Origin of the sequence: Agromyces kandeliae, from assembly GCF_009674665.1 — a bacterium.
In the GTDB taxonomy this organism is placed as follows: Bacteria; Actinomycetota; Actinomycetes; order Actinomycetales; family Microbacteriaceae; genus Agromyces; species Agromyces kandeliae.
On record NZ_WKJD01000012.1, the window covers coordinates 358,929 to 374,084 of the forward strand.

A 15,156-nucleotide genomic window follows, 5' to 3' on the forward strand; every position below is an offset into this window, starting at 1 on the left:
GGGTCAGGCGCTGAAGTAGGGGCTCGACGCGTTGTCGAGGATCCGGCGCATGCCGTTCATCCAGTTCGCCTTCAGGGCCACGGATGCCGCCGGCACGTCGCCGTCGGCGAGGTGGCGGGCGATCTCGGCGTGCTCCGCCGCGACGCGCTCGACCATGACGTCGTTCGGGACGAGCAGCGACTCGTACCGGTGGAACGCGCCCCTGGTGCTCTCGATGACGTCGAGCAGCCGGCGGTTGGGGCAGGCGGAGAGCATGATCGCGTGCCACTCGTCGTCCTTCGTGACGACGAGCGCGTGCTCGACGACCTCCTGGTGGAACTCGGCCGAGATCCGGGTGAGCCGGCGACCGATCTCCCGGAGCTCGTCGCGCGGGCTCAGCTCGAGCGCGAGCGACTCGAGGGCGGCCATGACGGGCGCGAGCTCCTCGAACTCCGTCGCGGAGAGGGGCACGAACCTGAAGCCCTTCCCGTTCTCGCTGGTGATCTGCCCCTCGCTCTCGAGGGCGATCAGCGCTTCGCGGAGCGGCGTGCGGCTCACGCCGAGCTCCGCGGCGAGCTGGACCTCGTTGATGCCCTCGCCCGGGCTCACGAGCCCGGAGCGCATCCGGGCGAGCAGTTCCTCGCGGACTTGGGAACGCAGGTTCTTGCGCTCGATCGCCATCCATCCTCCAGCCGGTCGGCCGACGCCGTAAGCCTAGGGCTTGACCCCGTTCGACTTGCGGCTTAGCGTGTCTGTATACAGAATACAGTGCGCAGGCAGACCTGTACAGAGCCCCGACGGAGAGGACACGACGTGACGGACGCGACCCGGAGGCACCTCCGCCTCGACGCGCTCGCCTACGGCGGCGACTACAACCCCGATCAGTGGCCGGAGGCGGTCTGGCACGACGACGTGCGCCTCATGCGCGAGGCCGGCGTCAACCTCGTCAGCCTCCCCGTGTTCTCGTGGCCGCAGCTCGAGGTCTCGCCCGGCGCGTACGACTGGGCCTGGCTCGACCGGGTCATCGAGGTCCTCTGGGCCGGAGGCATCCGCATCGATCTCGCGACGGCCACCGCGACGCCGCCCGCCTGGCTCGTGCGCCGGCACCCCGAGATGCTCCCGTGGGACGCCGACGGCCGCCGTCTCGAGTTCGGATCCCGCCAGGCGTACTGCCCGAGCTCGCCCGTGTGGCGCGAGCACGTCGCCCGCATGGCGCGCGCCATGGCCGAGCGCTACGGCGAGCACCCGGCGGTCGTGCTCTGGCACGTCTCGAACGAGTACGGCGACCACGTGGCACGCTGCTGGTGCCCCGAGTCGGCCGCGCACTTCCGCCGCTGGCTCGAGGGGCGCTACGGCGACCTCGACGGGCTCAACGAGGCCTGGGGCGTGAACGTCTGGGGCCAGCGCTACACCGCGTGGGACGAGGTCGAGCCGCCCCGCCGAGCGACCGGCCCGGTCAACCCCACGCAGCTGCTCGACTTCGAGCGCTTCTCCTCCGACGCCCTGCTCGAGCTGTTCCGCATCGAGGTCGACGTGCTCCGCGAGGTCACGCCCGACCTGCCGGTGACCACGAACTTCATGAGCCTGTTCCGCGAGCTCGACTACTGGCGCTTCGCCGAGGTCGAGGACCTCGTCACCGACGACGCCTACCCCGACCCGGCCGACCCGCGCGCCCACGTGCCCGCCGCGCTCAACTACGGCCTCATGCGCTCCCTGAAGGGCGGGCAGCCGTGGCTGCTGCTCGAGCAGGCCGCCAGCGCGGTGAGCTGGCGCGACGTCAACGTGCCGAAGGCGCCCGGGCGCATGCGCATCGACAGCCTCCAGGCGATCGCGCACGGTTCCGACGGGGCGATGTTCTTCCAGTGGCGCCAGGCCCGGTACGGCCAGGAGAAGTTCCACTCCGCGATGCTCGGCCATCGGGGCGAGCACTCGCGCACGTTCCGCGAGACGGCAGCCCTCGGCCGCGAGCTCCGGCGGCTCGCGCCCGTGAAGGACACGCGCGTCCGCAGCCGGGTCGCGCTCGTCGTCGACTGGGACGCCTGGTGGGGTTCGACCGCGACCGAGTCGATGCCCTCGCAGTGCCTCGACTGGCTCGCGCAGGCGCGGGCCTGGCACGCGGCGCTGCACGCACTCGGGCACGCGGTGGACACGGTGCGCGCCACCGGCCCGTTCGACGCGTACGACCTCGTGGTCGTCCCGAACCTCTACGTCGCGGATGCCGCGCAGGCGGCCGCGCTCGCCGGGTTCGCCGCCGACGGCGGCACCGTGGTCGTCGGCCCGTTCTCCGGCGTGGTCGACGCGACCGAGAAGGTCCACCCCGGCGGCGCACCCGGCCCCCTGCGACACCTCCTCGGCATCGAGGTCGACGAACCGTGGCCCGTGCCCGACGGGGCGCACGAGCGGGTCGAGCTCGACGGGCGGGCCTACGACGCACCCGTGTGGACGGAGTGGATCGAGCCGGGCGCCGAGGCATCCGTCGTCGCGCGCTTCGCCTCGGGCGCGCTCGCCGGTCGCGCCGCCGTCACGCGACGCGGGCATGGCGACGGCAGCGCCTGGTACGTCGGCACCGCGCTCGCCGAGGACGGCCTCCTCGCCGTCATGCGCCTCGCGCTCGCCGATGCCGGGCTCCCGGCCCGCGAGCGGATCGTCCCCGACGTCGAGGCCGTCACCCGCTCGAGCGCCGACGTCGACTACACGTTCGTGCTGAACCACGGCGCCGCCGTCGCGGTCGTCGACGTTCCGGCGGGCGCCGAGGACCTGCTCGGCGACCCCGGAACGCGCACGGGTCCGCGCCTCGTCGTCCCCGCCCTCGGCGTCGCCGTGCTCGCGACGCCGCGGGCCGACGAGCCGCCCTTCATCACCCTGTCCGAGACCACCGAGTGAGGCACCACCCATGACCGACCCCCACGTGCATCCGTACATCCCCAACACCGCGCCGGAGGTGCGGGCCGAGATGCTCGCCGCCGTCGGCGCGGCGTCCGTCGACGAGTTCTACGCCGACGTGCCCGACGGCCTGCGCCTCGGCCGCGCCCTCGACCTGCCCGAGCCGTTCGCCGCCGAGCAGGACCTCGAGCGGCACGTCTCCGGCCTCCTCGCGCGGAACGTGCCGACCACCGAGCGCCTGAGCTTCCTCGGCCAGGGCACCTACCAGCACGCGGTCCCGGCCGTCGTCGACGAGGTGATCGGGCGCAGCGAGTTCCTCACCGCCTACGCGGGCGAACCGTACGAGGACCACGGCCGCTTCCAGGCGCTGTTCCAGTACCAGTCGCTCATGGGCGAGCTGCTCTCGATGGACGTCGTGAACGTGCCGACGTACGACGGCTTCCAGGCGACGGGGACCGCGCTCGCGATGGCGGGGCGGATGACCGGGCGCCGGCGCGTGCTCGTCGCGAGCGACGTGCTGCCCGCCAAGCTCTCCAAGGTCCGCGACTACGTGCGCGTGCACCTCGACCTCGAGCCGGTCGTCCCGGTCGACGGCACGGCGGATGTCGCGGCCGTGACCGAGCGGCTGGGTGACGACGTCGCCGCGGTCTGGGTCGAGACGCCGAGCCGGACCGGTGCGATCGAGCACCGGCTGCAGGCCCTCGCCGACGCGGCGCACGCCGCGGGAGCCGTCCTCGTCGTCGGCACCGACCCCGTCGGGTACGGCGTGCTCACGCCGCCGGCCGAGCAGGGCGCCGACATCGTCTGCGGCGACATCCAGTCGCTCGGCCTGCACCAGTGGTACGGGGGCGCGCACGCCGGATTCATCGCCGTGCACGACGACCCGCGCTTCGTCATGGAGATGCCCTCGCGGCTCTTCGGCCTCGCCACGACCGACGTGCCCGGCGAGGTCGGCTTCGGCGACGTCGCGTACGACCGCACCTCGTTCGCGCACCGCGAGGAGGGCAAGGAGTGGGTCGGCACCGCAGCCGCGCTCTGGGGCATCGCCGCCGGCGTGCACCTCGCGCTCATGGGCCCGCAGGGCATGCGCGACCTCGGCGAGGTGCTCCTCGCCCGGACCGCGTACGCGCAGCGCGCGCTCGCCGCCATCCCCGGCATCCGCCTCACCGACGGCGCCGCGCACCTGCGCGAGTTCGCGATCGACGTCGCCGGCGCCGGGCTCACCGCGAACGGCATCGTCGACGCCCTCCGGGCCGAGGGCATCGAGCCCGGCGTGCCCGCGGGCGAGCACGAGCTCGTCGTGTGCGTCACCGAGATGACCTCGCAGCGCGACATCGACCGACTCGCCGCCGCCATCACCGGACTCGTCGCGGCCTCGGCCGCCGAGTCCGCCGACACCCTCGACACCGTCGCCATCCCCGAGGAGCACCGCGCATGAGCCTGCCCATCGCCCCCAAGCCCGCCATCCGCCGCTTCCACCAGGCCCGCTGGGACGAGCCGGTGATCTTCGAACTGTCGACGCCGGGGGAGCGCGGCGTCCTCGTCACGCCGATCGAGCCCGGCGTCCGGGACGCCGTCGGCGACGTCGTCGCCGACCTGCCCGAGGGACTCGCGCGACGCACGCCGCCGGCACTGCCCGAGATGGGGCAGATGCGCGTGCTGAAGCACTACCTGCGCCTCTCGCAGGAGAACCTGGGCGCCGACCTCAACGTCGACGTCGGCCAGGGCACGTGCACCATGAAGTACGCCCCGAAGGTCAACGAGCGCATCATCACGACGCCGAAGCTGGCCGCGATGCATCCGCTGCAGGACCCCGCCGACGCGCAGGGCGCGCTCGAGATCATCTGGCGCACCGAGCGGATGATGGCCGAGATCTCCGGCATGGACGAGGTCTCGCTGCACACGCAGGGCGGCTCGGCCGCGATCTGGGCGAACATCGCCATGATCCGCGCCTTCCACGAGGCCAACGGCGAGGGCGAGCAGCGCCGCGAGGTCGTCACGACGATCTTCAGCCACCCGTCGAACGCCGCCGCCGCGAAGGCCGCCGGCTACGACGTGATCACGCTGCACCCCGACGCCGACGGCTACCCCGACCTCGCCGCGCTGAAGCGCGTGCTCTCGTCGCGCACCGCGGCGATCATGGTCACCAACCCGGAGGACACCGGCATCTACAACCCGGCGATCCGCGAGTGGGTGGATGCCGCGCACGGCGTCGGCGCCCTGGCCTCGTACGACCAGGCGAACGCCAACGGCATCCTCGGCATCACGCGGGCGCGCGACGCGGGCTTCGACGTCTGCCACTTCAACGTGCACAAGACGTTCGGCACGCCGCACGGCTCGGGCGGGCCCGGGACGGGCGCGAACGCCGTCAGCGCCGCGCTCGCGCCGTTCCTGCCCGGCCCCCGGGTCGTGCGGGAGGGCGACCGGTACTCCGTCCGGGAGGCCGGGCCGCTGTCGATCGGCGCCATCGGGCCGTTCCACGGCGTCGTGCCGAACATCGTGCGTGCCTACGCGTGGATCATGGCGCTCGGTGCCGACGGCCTGCGCGCGGTCGCCGAGACCGCGGTGCTGAACAACAACTACCTGATGAAGCGGATCCTCGAGATCCCCGGCGCCTCCGCGCCCTACGCCACCGGCCGGCGCCGGATCGAGCAGGTGCGGTACTCCTGGCAGGAGCTGTTCGAGCAGACCGGCGTGGGCTCCGAGGAGATCGGCGTGCGGGCGAGCGACTTCGGCATGCACTACTGGACGAGCCACCACCCGTACGTCGTGCCGCAGCCCTTCACGCTCGAGCCGACCGAGTCCTACTCGAAGGCCGAACTCGACGAGTACGCCGACGTGCTCGCCGAGATCGCGCGCGAGGCGCGCGAGACGCCCGAGGTCGTGCGCACGGCGCCGCACAACCAGACCGTGCACCACACGCACCACGACGACCTCGACGACCCCGACCGGTGGGCGATCACGTGGCGCGCCTACCGCCGGAAGTACCCGGACGCCGTCGGGGCCTGACGTGATCGGCCTCATCGTGAACCCCGTCGCGGGGATCGGCGGCCCGGCGGGGCTCGCCGGCAGCGACGGCGCGGACGTGCAGCGTCGGGCCGCGGAGCGCGGCGCGCGCTCGCGCGCCGCCGAGCGGGCCGAGCGGGCCCTCGCCGTCGTCGCCGCCGGCAGGCCCGACGAGCACGTGGTGACCGCGGCCGGTCCGATGGGGGAGGACGCAGTGCGATCGGCCGGGCTCCGGCCCATCGTCGTGTGGCATCCGCGCGACCCGAGTTCGTCGTCCGACACCACGGATGCGGCGCGGGCGCTCGCGGATGTCGGCGTCGAGCTCGTGCTGTTCGCCGGCGGCGACGGCACCGCCCGGGACGTCGCGGCCGGACTCCCCGAGGCGGCCGTCGCGCTCGGCATCCCCGCGGGCGTCAAGATGTACTCGCCGGTCTTCGCGGTCGGTCCAGGTGCTGCCGGCGCGCTCGCCGCGGCCTGGCTGGACGAGCGCGGCCTGCCGACGGCCGAACGGGAGGTGCTCGACGTCGACGAGGAGCAGTTGCGCCGTGCTCGCGTCGAACCGCGACTCCACGGCACGCTCCGCGTGCCCTATCGGGCCGGTCGCACCCAGGCGCGCAAGGCGGCGACGCCGTCCGACGAGCAGGCCGCGGTCCGGACCGCGGCCAGGGGCGCGGCGTCGCGACTGCGGCCCGGCGTCCGCTACCTGCTCGGACCCGGCGGCACCATGGCCGAGGTCGCGCGCGAACTCGGCGTCGAGAAGACGCCGTTGGGCGTCGACGTCGTGCTCGACGGCAGGGTCGTCGTCGCCGGCGCCTCCGAGCGCGAACTGCTCGACGAGGTCGCGAACGGGCCGGCGCAGGCCGTGGTCTCCATCATCGGCGGGCAGGGGTTCCTCCTCGGCCGAGGCAACCAACAGCTCTCGGCGCGCGTCGTCGAGGCGATCGGCGACGACCCCGTGATGGTCGTCGCCCCCGAGCAGAAGCTCATCGACCTCGGGGGGCGTCCGCTCCTCGTCGACACCGGAGACGCGGCGGTCGACGCGCGGCTCACCGGGTTCGCGAGCGTCGTCACCGGACCGACGACCACGAGCATCTATCCGGTCCATGCACCAGAGAACGAAGGAGCAGTCCATGCGACTTGAGCACAAGCAGGCCATCGTCACCGGAGGAGCGGGCGGCATCGGCCGTGCGACCGCGAAGGCCCTCGCAGCCGAGGGCGCCGCGGTCGCGGTCGTCGACCTGAACGGCGAGGCAGCCGAGGCGGTGGCCGCGGAGATCCGCGACGCGGGGTTCACTGCGATCGCCGTGCAGGCCGACGTCTCGAGCGAGGCGGACATCGAGCGGGTGGTCGAGACGACCGCGGCCGCGTTCGGCGGCGTGAACGTCGTCTTCAACAACGCGGGCATCATCCGTCGAACCACCGCGATCGAGACCTCCGTGGAGGAGTGGGATCGCGTCTTCGGCGTGAACGTCCGCTCGATCTTCCTCATGGCCAAGCACGTCGTGCCGGTCATGGCCGCCGCCGGCGGCGGCTCGATCGTCAACACCGGGTCTGGCTGGGGGCTGAAGGGCGGTGGGCAGGCGATCTCGTACTGCGCCTCGAAGGGGGCGGTCGTCAACATGACGCGCGCGCTCGCCATCGACCACGGTCCGCAGGGCATCCGCGTGAACTCGGTCAACCCGGGCGACGTGAACACCGGCATGCTCCGGGACGAGGCGAGCCAACTCGGCCAGGACGCCGACGCGTTCCTCGCCGAGGCGGCCGACCGGCCGCTGCGCCGCATGGGCGAGCCGCGCGAGATCGCCTCGGCCGTGGTGTGGCTCGCCAGCGACGAGTCGAGCTACGTCACCGGGTCCGCGCTCGTCGTCGACGGCGGCGGGATCGCGTAGCCGTCGACGGGCTTCGACGGGTGCTCGGGGGCTACGCGCCCCGGGCGCCCGCGGACGCTCAGCGCCCCCCGAAGTCCTCCTCGTCGTCCTCGGGGTCGGCGACCTCCTCCATCACGAACTCGACGTCGTCCTCGCCGACGCCCTCCGCCTCGAGCTCCTCCTCGTATTCGACCTCGGCCTCCTGGCCCCGGCTGAACGGGCCCTCGAGCGGATCGACGAAGCTGGTCATGGCATCCCCCTTCGGCTGGCCCTCCCGGTGGTCGGGTGGCCGCGTGCCCTCAGGCTAGACCCGGGACCCTGTGCTGCGGAACGGGGTCGCAGGAACCTCGCACGTCACCGGCGCGGGAGTGCGAGGATCCGCTCGAACGCGGCATCCGTCACCCGGTCGACGACCTGCAGTCCGGGGTGCGCGTCGTGGAACTCGACGATGCGCCGAGCGCCCTCGTCGAACGTGATCGTCGTGCGGAACTCGGGCACGAGCGCCTTCACCTTCGCGTTGTCGAAGACCATCGAGTGCGCCTTGTCCCCGAGGAGACCGGGCCCCCAGTCGGGGTGCAGGGCGGCGATGGTGTCGGACGCCACGTGCACGAGCTCGGCGTCGGGTGCACCCGACGCATCGGCGAGCCAGCGGTAGATCTGGTTCCACGTCGGCGCGTGGTCGCCCGTGATGTGGAACGCGTCGCCGACGGCCATCGGGTTGCCGAGGAGCCCGACGAACGCGACCGCGAAGTCGTCGTGGTGGGTGATCGTCCAGAGGCTCGTGCCGTCGCCGTGGACGACCACGGGTCGCCCGGCGCGCATGCGCGCGAGGTCGGTCCAGTGCCCGAGCGTGGGGATCAGCGTCGCGTCGTACGTGTGCGATGGGCGCACGATCGTCGCGGGGACGCCGCGTTGGCGCACGGCGTCGACGAGCAACTGCTCGCACGCGATCTTGTCGCGCGAGTACTGCCATTCGGGATTCACGAGCGGCGTGGACTCGGTGACCGGCAGGCGGCTCGGCGGCGTCTGGTAGGCCGACGCCGAGCTGATGAAGACGTACTGGCCGATCCGCCCCTCGAAGAGGTCGAGGTCGGCCTGCACGTGCTCGGGCGTGAAGGCGAGGAACTCGCAGACGACGTCGAACTCGAGCGGGTCGGCCGTGCCGCGGCCCAGCGCCGCGCGCACGGTGTCGGGGCGACGGATGTCTCCGACGACCTGCCGCACGTCGGCCGGGAGCGGCCGCAGGCTCGACGAGCCGCCCCGGTTCAGCACGGTCACGTCGTGGCCCACCTCGACCGCGCGTCTCACGCAGGCGGAACTGATGACGCCGCTGCCGCCGATGAACAGGATCCGCTTCGCGCTCATGGCCCCATGGTGTCACCGCACCTCGGGGTCGCGCACGACGGGTGCGGCGCCGGAGCGGGGGTGTCGCCCCGCTCCGGCGCCGCGGTCCGGGTCGCGGCGCTCGGCCGCTGCCGGGTCAGGCAGCCGACCAGCCGCCGTCCGACGCCAGCACGACGCCGTTGATGTTCACGCCGTCGTCGGAGAGCAGGAAGGTGATCGACGCGGCGAGGGCCTCGGCCTCGGCGGCATCCGGAAGCACCGCCATGGCCTGGCGCACGCGCTGCGCGCCGAGCGGCGATGCGAACGTCGCCTCGATGTTCGTGATGGTGGGGCCGGGTGCGACGGCGTTCACGCGGAGGCCGCTCGGGCCGTACATGAACGCGGTCGACTTGGTGAGGCCGACCACGGCGTGCTTCGAGGCGGTGTAGGCGACGCCCGCCGCGGAGCCGCGGAGGGCCGCCTCGGACGCGGTGTTGACGATCGAGCCGTAGCCCTGTGCGAGCATGCCGGGCACGACGGCGCGCATGAGCTTCATGGTGCCGTCGACGTTCACGCGCATGACGCGCTCCCACACGGCGTCGGTGAGCTCGCCGATCGGGGTCATGTCGTCCATGATTCCGGCGATGTTGGCGAGGCCGTCGATGCGGTCGCCTGCGGCGGCGAGGATCTCGGCGATCTTCGCGTCGTCGGTGATGTCGGCGACGAGCGTCACGACGTCGGCGCCGTCGTGCTCGGCCGCGAACTCGTCCAGGCGCTCCTGCGAGACGTCGATGGCGACGACCTTGCCGCCCTCGCGCACGATGCGCGAGGCGGTGGCCCGGCCGATGCCCGAACCGGCGCCGGTGACGATGACGGTCTTGCCGGTGAAGCGGCCCTGGTCGATGCGCTCGACCCACTCGGGGCGCTCGACGGCGTCGTCTGCGGCGTCTCCGGGCTCCGCAGTGTCGGTCGCCTCGGTCGCGGGGGCGGATGCCGCGGGCGCGCCGGCCGGGACGTCGCCCGCAGCGGCGCGCGCGACGAGCTGGTCGACCATCTCCTGCGAGAAGGACCCCTTGCTGAGCTTGATGAGGCGCTTGAGCGCGAGGCGGTGCACCGGACGGAGGACGTCGGGGTCCTGCCCGGCCTGCGAGAGGAGGTCGCGGATGATGGGGCCGCCGACGGGGTCCTCGAGCCAGGTCTTGATCGAGGAGTCGCCGGTGAGGGGCTTGCTGGGGCTCATGAGGGGTTCCTTCTGTTTCTCTCGGTCCGTGTCCGCGGAGGACACCGGACAGCTCTGTCCGGTAGTAATCTAGCACCCATGTCCGAGAGTCCACAGGGAGAAGGTCCCAGGCCGCGCAAGCCGAACCTCGGCCCGAGCGCGGGGCCCGCCAACCGTCGCGCCCTGCTCGCCGCCGCGCGCGAGATCTTCGCCGCCGACGGCCTCTCCGCACCCTTCAGCGCGATCGCCAAGCGCGCCGGCGTCGGGCAGGGCAGCCTCTACCGGCACTTCCCCGACCGCCTCTCGCTCGCGGTCGCCGTCTACGAGGAGAACCTCGACGAGCTCGAGGCCGCGGTCGCCCCGCCCGACGCCGGACTCGACGCACTCCTCCAGGGCGTGATCGCGCAGGCCATCGTGTCGACGGCGCTGATCGACCTCATCACCGCCCACCCGCACGACCCGCGCGTCGAGCGGCTCGGGGGCCGCGTCCGCGACATCGCGGTCGCCGCCGTCGAGCACGAGCGGGCTGCAGGCAGGTTCGGCGAGCACGTCGACGTCGAGGACGTGCTCCTCGCGATCTCGATGCTCGCCGGCCTCGTCGCACGGACCGAGCCGGCCGAGCGCGCCGCAACCGCCGACCGGGCGTGGGAGCTGCTGCACGCGGCGTTCGTGCCGCGCACGGCCTAGGCGCCGGCTCCCTCCGACGCGGCGTCGCCTGCGGGACCGACCCGCCCGCCTCGATCGGGCCCGTCGGAGCCGCCCGGCCACCGCCCGGCCCACGGGTCGTAGTCGGCGAGCAGCGGGCCCTGCTCGGGACGCTGCGCCTCGGGCACGTGCTGGAGGTTCACCCGCACGCGATACCAGAGCGAGCTCGACCCGCGCATGCCGTCGACGAGCACGTCGGCGGGCGCGAGGTGCGCCACGACGACGGGATTCGCCGCCTTCCAGCGTTCGAGCGCATCGAGCGCCTCGGGCTTCGTCTCGGTGCGGGCGACCTCGATGAGCGGCATCGTCGAGACCCGGCGGCCCGATCCGTCGCCGCGCGATGCGCCACGCGGGGCCTTCTCCGCGGGGCCGAGCTCCTCCGCCAGGCGGAGCAGCCCCTCGAGCGACCCGACCGCGTCGTCGATCCCATCGTGCGGGTCGCCGCGCTCGCCGAAGCGCTGGAGCACCGTCGAGACCGTGAACTCCTCTGGTCGCCTCGAGCGCACCTCGTCCCAGTCGAGCGGCGTCGAGACCCGAGCGTCGGGCAGCGGGCGAACCGAGTAGGCGGATGCCACGGTGCGGTCCTTCGCGTTCTGGTTGAAGTCGACGAACACGCTCTCGCCGCGCTCCTCCTTCCACCACCGGGCCGACGCGAGCCCGGGCGCCCGCCGTTCGACCTCGCGCGCGAGCGCCTCGGCGGCGAGCCGCACCTCGCGGAAGTCCCAGCGGGGCTCGATGCGCACGAGCAGGTGGATCCCGCGCGAGCCGGACGTCTTCGGCCAGCCGACGAGCCCGTGGTCTTCGAGCACGTCGCGCGCGACCATCGCGACGTCGACGATCTGCGACCAGTCGACGCCGGGCATCGGGTCGAGGTCCACGCGGAGCTCGTCGGGGTGGTCGAGGTCCTCGGCCCGCACGGGGTGCGGGTTGAGGTCGAGGCATCCGAGGTTCACGACCCAGGCCAGGCCGGCGGCATCCCGCACGACGGCCTCCTCGGCCGAGGTGCCGCGCGCGTACTGCAGCGTGGCGGTGTCGATGAAGCCGGGGTGGTTCTCCGGCACGCGCTTCTGGAAGAACGGCTCGGCGTCGATGCCCTTCACGAACCGCTTGAGCACCATCGGCCGGCCGCCGGCGCCGCGGAGCGCGCCGTCCGCCACGGCGAGGTAGTACTCCACGAGGTCGAGCTTGGTCAGGCCGGGCTCGGGGAAGACGACCCGGCCGGGATGGCTGACGCGGACCTCGTGGCCCCCGACCTCGAGGACCACGGCGTCGTCGCTGCGCGCAGGCATGACACCACGCTAGGGGGTGACGGCCGTCGGGGCGCCCTCCGGTCCGCCGGAGTCCGCGCCCGAGTCGCCGGCCCGGGGCGGGTCCACCCGGTCGCCCGGTTCGTCGTCGTCACGTGCCGAGGCGGTGTCGTCGTCGCGCACCGGGGCGCGTCGCAGCTGCAGGAGGATCGCGGCGGCGAGGCAGGATGCCCCGACGAGCGCGAGCAGCGAGCCGACCGACGAGACGTCGCCGTCGACGGCCGCGAACGCGTCGGCGAGGTTCAGCCCGATCGCGAACCCGGCCCACCAGAGGAAGAACGTCGTCGCGTGGATGAGGAGCAGCCCGACCGTGACCACGTCGTGCGTCGTCACGAGCCCGCGCCGCGAACCCTGGATCGCGACGATCGACCCCGCCACGGTCGCGAGCGTGGCGCCGAGTGCCCAGACGAACGGCCCGCCGTCGATCACCCCGTACTGCTCGACCAGGATCCCGTAGATCTGCGCGAGCGAGAGTTCGGGCACGGCCGCCATCGGATTCCAGACGAGGAGGTGCAACGTGCCGAGCGCGATCACCGCGAGCTCGGCGGCCGCGAGGACCGCGACCGCGATCGCCACGCGATCGGTGCGGCTCGGATCGCCCCGGCGCTCGGACAGGCCGAGCGCGATGATCGCGTAGCCGCCCACGGCGGCCGCGAGGGCGAGCAGGATCAGGAACGGCGAGTCGCCGACGCCGGTGAACTGCACCGCGATGGGAGCTGCGACGGCCGCGACGACGGCGGTCCACCGCCGCCATGCCCGCGGCTCGCCGGCGGTGATGAGCAGCAGCAGGCCGAGCGGGAGCGCGCCCCACACCGCGACGACCTCGATCACGTCGGACAGCGTGCCGACGATGGTGCGCTGGGCCGCCGAGGCGAACCCCGGCACGGCGAGGTCGACCGACACGCTCGTCGCCGCCATCACGACCGCGACCGCGAGGAACGATGCACCGGCGCGGGCGCGCCGTCCGGCGAACACTCCGTTCCGCGGCATCCGGGTCATGACGACCTCATCTCGTGTCCGGCAGCAGGTGCTCCCGTCCCCACCATGGCACGGATCACGGGGCGGCGGAAGCGCCGCGGACGCGCTCAGGTCGAGCGTGCGGTGCCGGCCTCCGGGGCGTGGTCGCGATGCACGCTCGCGTGCGCCCACGGGTGCAGGATGTCGAGTTGCACCATGGTCGCCGCGAGCTCGACGAGCCCCAGGCCGAAGTACACCGCCTGCAGCGGACTGAACGGGATGAACACCATCTGCACGAAGACCCAGACGACCATCCCGAAGCCGGCGACGGCGCACGCGATCATGGCCCAGCGCATGCGCCGCGAGAGCATCACGAACGCGACGACGTGCGTGCCGCCGACCACGATCGCGAGCACCAGCCCGGGGACGAGGAACGACGAGAACGGCGAGCCCTCGAGGTACTCCGGCGGGATGGCGATCACGGTGCCGCCGAAGTCGATCACCCCGCCGAGCACCAACGCCGCGCCGCCGAACACGCTCGTGATGCCCACGAAGATCTGGATCGTGAGCAGCACGCGGCGCGCGATGCCCTGCGTCGTCATCGTCGCCACCCCCTTCGACGTGGGCAGGATCGGCACCAGCCTGCCCGTCCCCCGGCCCGCACGACGGGGCCGAAGGTCATGCGGATGCCTCGGGCCCCCGCCGTCAATAGCCCGCCGCAGCGGGCGGGACCGACCTGGGCGGGGGGTCGGGCGCACCGTCGTCGCCCGGATCGGTCGCACGTGCGAGCGCCTGCTCCAGGTCGCGCGCGAGGTCGTCGACGTGCTCGAGTCCGACCGAGAGGCGGATGAGGCCCTCCGGGATGGTCTGCGCCTCGGCCGGCCAGCGCCGACGGCGTTCGAGCTGCGACTCGACGCCGCCGAGGCTCGTCGAGTGCACCCACACCCGGGTCGACGTGGCGACGCGCTCGGCGGCATCCGCGCCGCCCCCGATCACGATCGAGACGATCGTGCCGAAGCCGGGGTAGCGGACCTCCTCGAGCGCGGGGTGGTCCGCGAAGCGGGCGGCGAGCTCGCGCGCATTCGCCTGCGCGCGTTCGAGTCGCACGGGCAGGGTGCGCAGGCCGCGCAGCGCGAGGAACGCGTCCAGCGGGCCGGGGATCGCGCCGCCGAGGCTCCGGCGGGTCGCGATGCGGTCGCGCAGGTCGTCGTCGCGCGCGATCACCGCGCCCATGACGACGTCGCTGTGGCCCGAGATCGACTTCGTCGCCGAGTGGACGACGAGGTCGGCGCCCGACTCGAGCGGGCGCTGCAGCAGGGGCGTCGCGAACGTGTTGTCGACCGCGAACAGCGCGCCGGCCTCGCGTGCGGCCCGACCGATCGCGTCGAGGTCGGCCACCTCGAGCGCGGGGTTGGTCGGCGACTCGACCCAGACGAGGTCCGCGCCCCTCGCGGCATCCGCCACCGCCTCGGCGTCGCGGACGTCGACGAAGCGCACCGAGACGTCGCGGGTCAGGGCGAGGTCGTCGAGCAGCCCGATCGTGCCCGTGTACGAGTGCCGCGGGGCGACCACGACACCGCCGGTCGGGACGAGCGCGAGGACCGCCGAGATCGCGCCCATGCCCGACGCGAACGCCACGCATCCACCGCCCTCGAGGGCGCCGAGCGCCTCCTCGAACGCGGTCCAGGACGGGTTGCCGTAGCGGCCGTAGGCGGTCGGTCCGCCCTCGTGGAACGTCGACGCGAGGTGCACGGGGGTGCTCATCGGGCCGTCCGGCTCGCGGGACGGCCGACCGGCGTGCACCGCGACGGTCTCCGGGTGCATCCGGTCGTGCGGATCCTCGCCCGTCGGGCGTGCCTGCGGTCGGTCGTGCATGGTGGTCCCTCCTCGACGCTCCATGTCGATCCTC

14 protein-coding genes are annotated in these 15,156 nt (G+C 73.3%); 6 read left to right on the plus strand and 8 right to left on the minus strand.

The window, feature by feature from the left end; genetic code table 11:
- Positions 1–3: 3 nt before the first annotated feature.
- The gene (locus GJR97_RS08810; RefSeq protein ID WP_154346098.1) at positions 4–660 is read right to left on the minus strand and encodes a GntR family transcriptional regulator; all 657 of its coding nucleotides are present in this window, start codon (positions 658–660) and stop codon (positions 4–6) included.
- A gap of 132 nt (positions 661–792) precedes the next feature.
- Here GJR97_RS08810 and GJR97_RS08815 point away from each other — a divergent pair, with 132 nt between their 5' ends.
- From GJR97_RS08815 to GJR97_RS08835, 5 genes are read left to right on the plus strand one after another with little or no spacing between them, the layout of a single operon-like run.
- Entirely contained in the window at positions 793–2,862 is a 2,070-nt protein-coding gene (locus GJR97_RS08815; RefSeq protein ID WP_324613306.1) for a beta-galactosidase, read from the plus strand.
- Positions 2,863–2,872: 10 nt separating this feature from the next.
- A complete protein-coding gene (gene gcvPA, locus GJR97_RS08820) occupies positions 2,873–4,300 on the plus strand; it encodes an aminomethyl-transferring glycine dehydrogenase subunit GcvPA (RefSeq protein ID WP_154346099.1) in 1,428 nt (475 codons plus the stop codon).
- Complete coding sequence (gcvPB, locus tag GJR97_RS08825) at positions 4,297–5,871, plus strand: aminomethyl-transferring glycine dehydrogenase subunit GcvPB (RefSeq protein WP_154346100.1); 1,575 nt, start codon at positions 4,297–4,299, stop codon at positions 5,869–5,871. The genes gcvPA and gcvPB overlap by 4 nt, the downstream gene beginning before the upstream one ends.
- Position 5,872: 1 nt before the next feature.
- Positions 5,873–7,009, plus strand: a complete 1,137-nt coding sequence (locus GJR97_RS18735; RefSeq protein WP_324613307.1) for an ATP-NAD kinase family protein — start codon at positions 5,873–5,875, stop codon at positions 7,007–7,009.
- Positions 6,999–7,757: an SDR family NAD(P)-dependent oxidoreductase gene (locus tag GJR97_RS08835; RefSeq protein WP_154346101.1), complete on the plus strand. Its 759-nt coding sequence runs from the start codon at positions 6,999–7,001 to the stop codon at positions 7,755–7,757. Before GJR97_RS18735 ends, GJR97_RS08835 begins: the two co-directional genes overlap by 11 nt.
- Positions 7,758–7,815: 58 nt before the next feature.
- Here the strand turns inward: GJR97_RS08835 and GJR97_RS08840 are convergent, their stop codons facing one another.
- The 3 genes from GJR97_RS08840 to GJR97_RS08850 form a co-directional block, all read right to left on the minus strand.
- Complete coding sequence (locus GJR97_RS08840) at positions 7,816–7,986, minus strand: hypothetical protein (RefSeq protein WP_154346102.1); 171 nt, start codon at positions 7,984–7,986, stop codon at positions 7,816–7,818.
- A 104-nt stretch (positions 7,987–8,090) separates the two neighbouring features.
- Complete coding sequence (locus GJR97_RS08845; protein WP_154346103.1) at positions 8,091–9,101, minus strand: SDR family oxidoreductase; 1,011 nt, start codon at positions 9,099–9,101, stop codon at positions 8,091–8,093.
- A 115-nt stretch (positions 9,102–9,216) separates the two neighbouring features.
- Positions 9,217–10,299 carry an SDR family NAD(P)-dependent oxidoreductase gene (locus GJR97_RS08850; protein ID WP_154346104.1) on the minus strand — a complete coding sequence of 361 codons (1,083 nt, stop codon included), beginning with the start codon at positions 10,297–10,299 and terminating at the stop codon, positions 9,217–9,219.
- Positions 10,300–10,377: 78 nt separating this feature from the next.
- On the opposite strand from GJR97_RS08850, the gene GJR97_RS08855 reads away from it, so the two are divergent.
- Positions 10,378–10,965: a TetR/AcrR family transcriptional regulator gene (locus GJR97_RS08855; RefSeq protein WP_154346105.1), complete on the plus strand. Its 588-nt coding sequence runs from the start codon at positions 10,378–10,380 to the stop codon at positions 10,963–10,965.
- Here the strand turns inward: GJR97_RS08855 and ligD are convergent.
- The 4 genes from ligD to GJR97_RS08875 all read right to left on the minus strand — a co-directional run bounded on the left by ligD (position 10,962) and on the right by GJR97_RS08875 (position 15,122).
- A complete protein-coding gene (gene ligD, locus GJR97_RS08860) occupies positions 10,962–12,272 on the minus strand; it encodes a DNA polymerase domain-containing protein (protein ID WP_229276121.1) in 1,311 nt (436 codons plus the stop codon). The genes GJR97_RS08855 and ligD overlap by 4 nt on opposite strands.
- A 9-nt stretch (positions 12,273–12,281) precedes the next feature.
- Positions 12,282–13,289 carry a hypothetical protein gene (locus GJR97_RS08865; protein WP_154346106.1) on the minus strand — a complete coding sequence of 336 codons (1,008 nt, stop codon included), beginning with the start codon at positions 13,287–13,289 and terminating at the stop codon, positions 12,282–12,284.
- 86 nt (positions 13,290–13,375) lie between these two features.
- Positions 13,376–13,885: a hypothetical protein gene (locus tag GJR97_RS08870; protein WP_195760646.1), complete on the minus strand. Its 510-nt coding sequence runs from the start codon at positions 13,883–13,885 to the stop codon at positions 13,376–13,378.
- Between the two features lie 67 nt (positions 13,886–13,952).
- On the minus strand, positions 13,953–15,122 hold the full coding sequence (locus tag GJR97_RS08875; protein WP_229276123.1) for a trans-sulfuration enzyme family protein: 1,170 nt from the start codon (positions 15,120–15,122) through the stop codon (positions 13,953–13,955).
- Positions 15,123–15,156 lie beyond the last annotated feature (34 nt).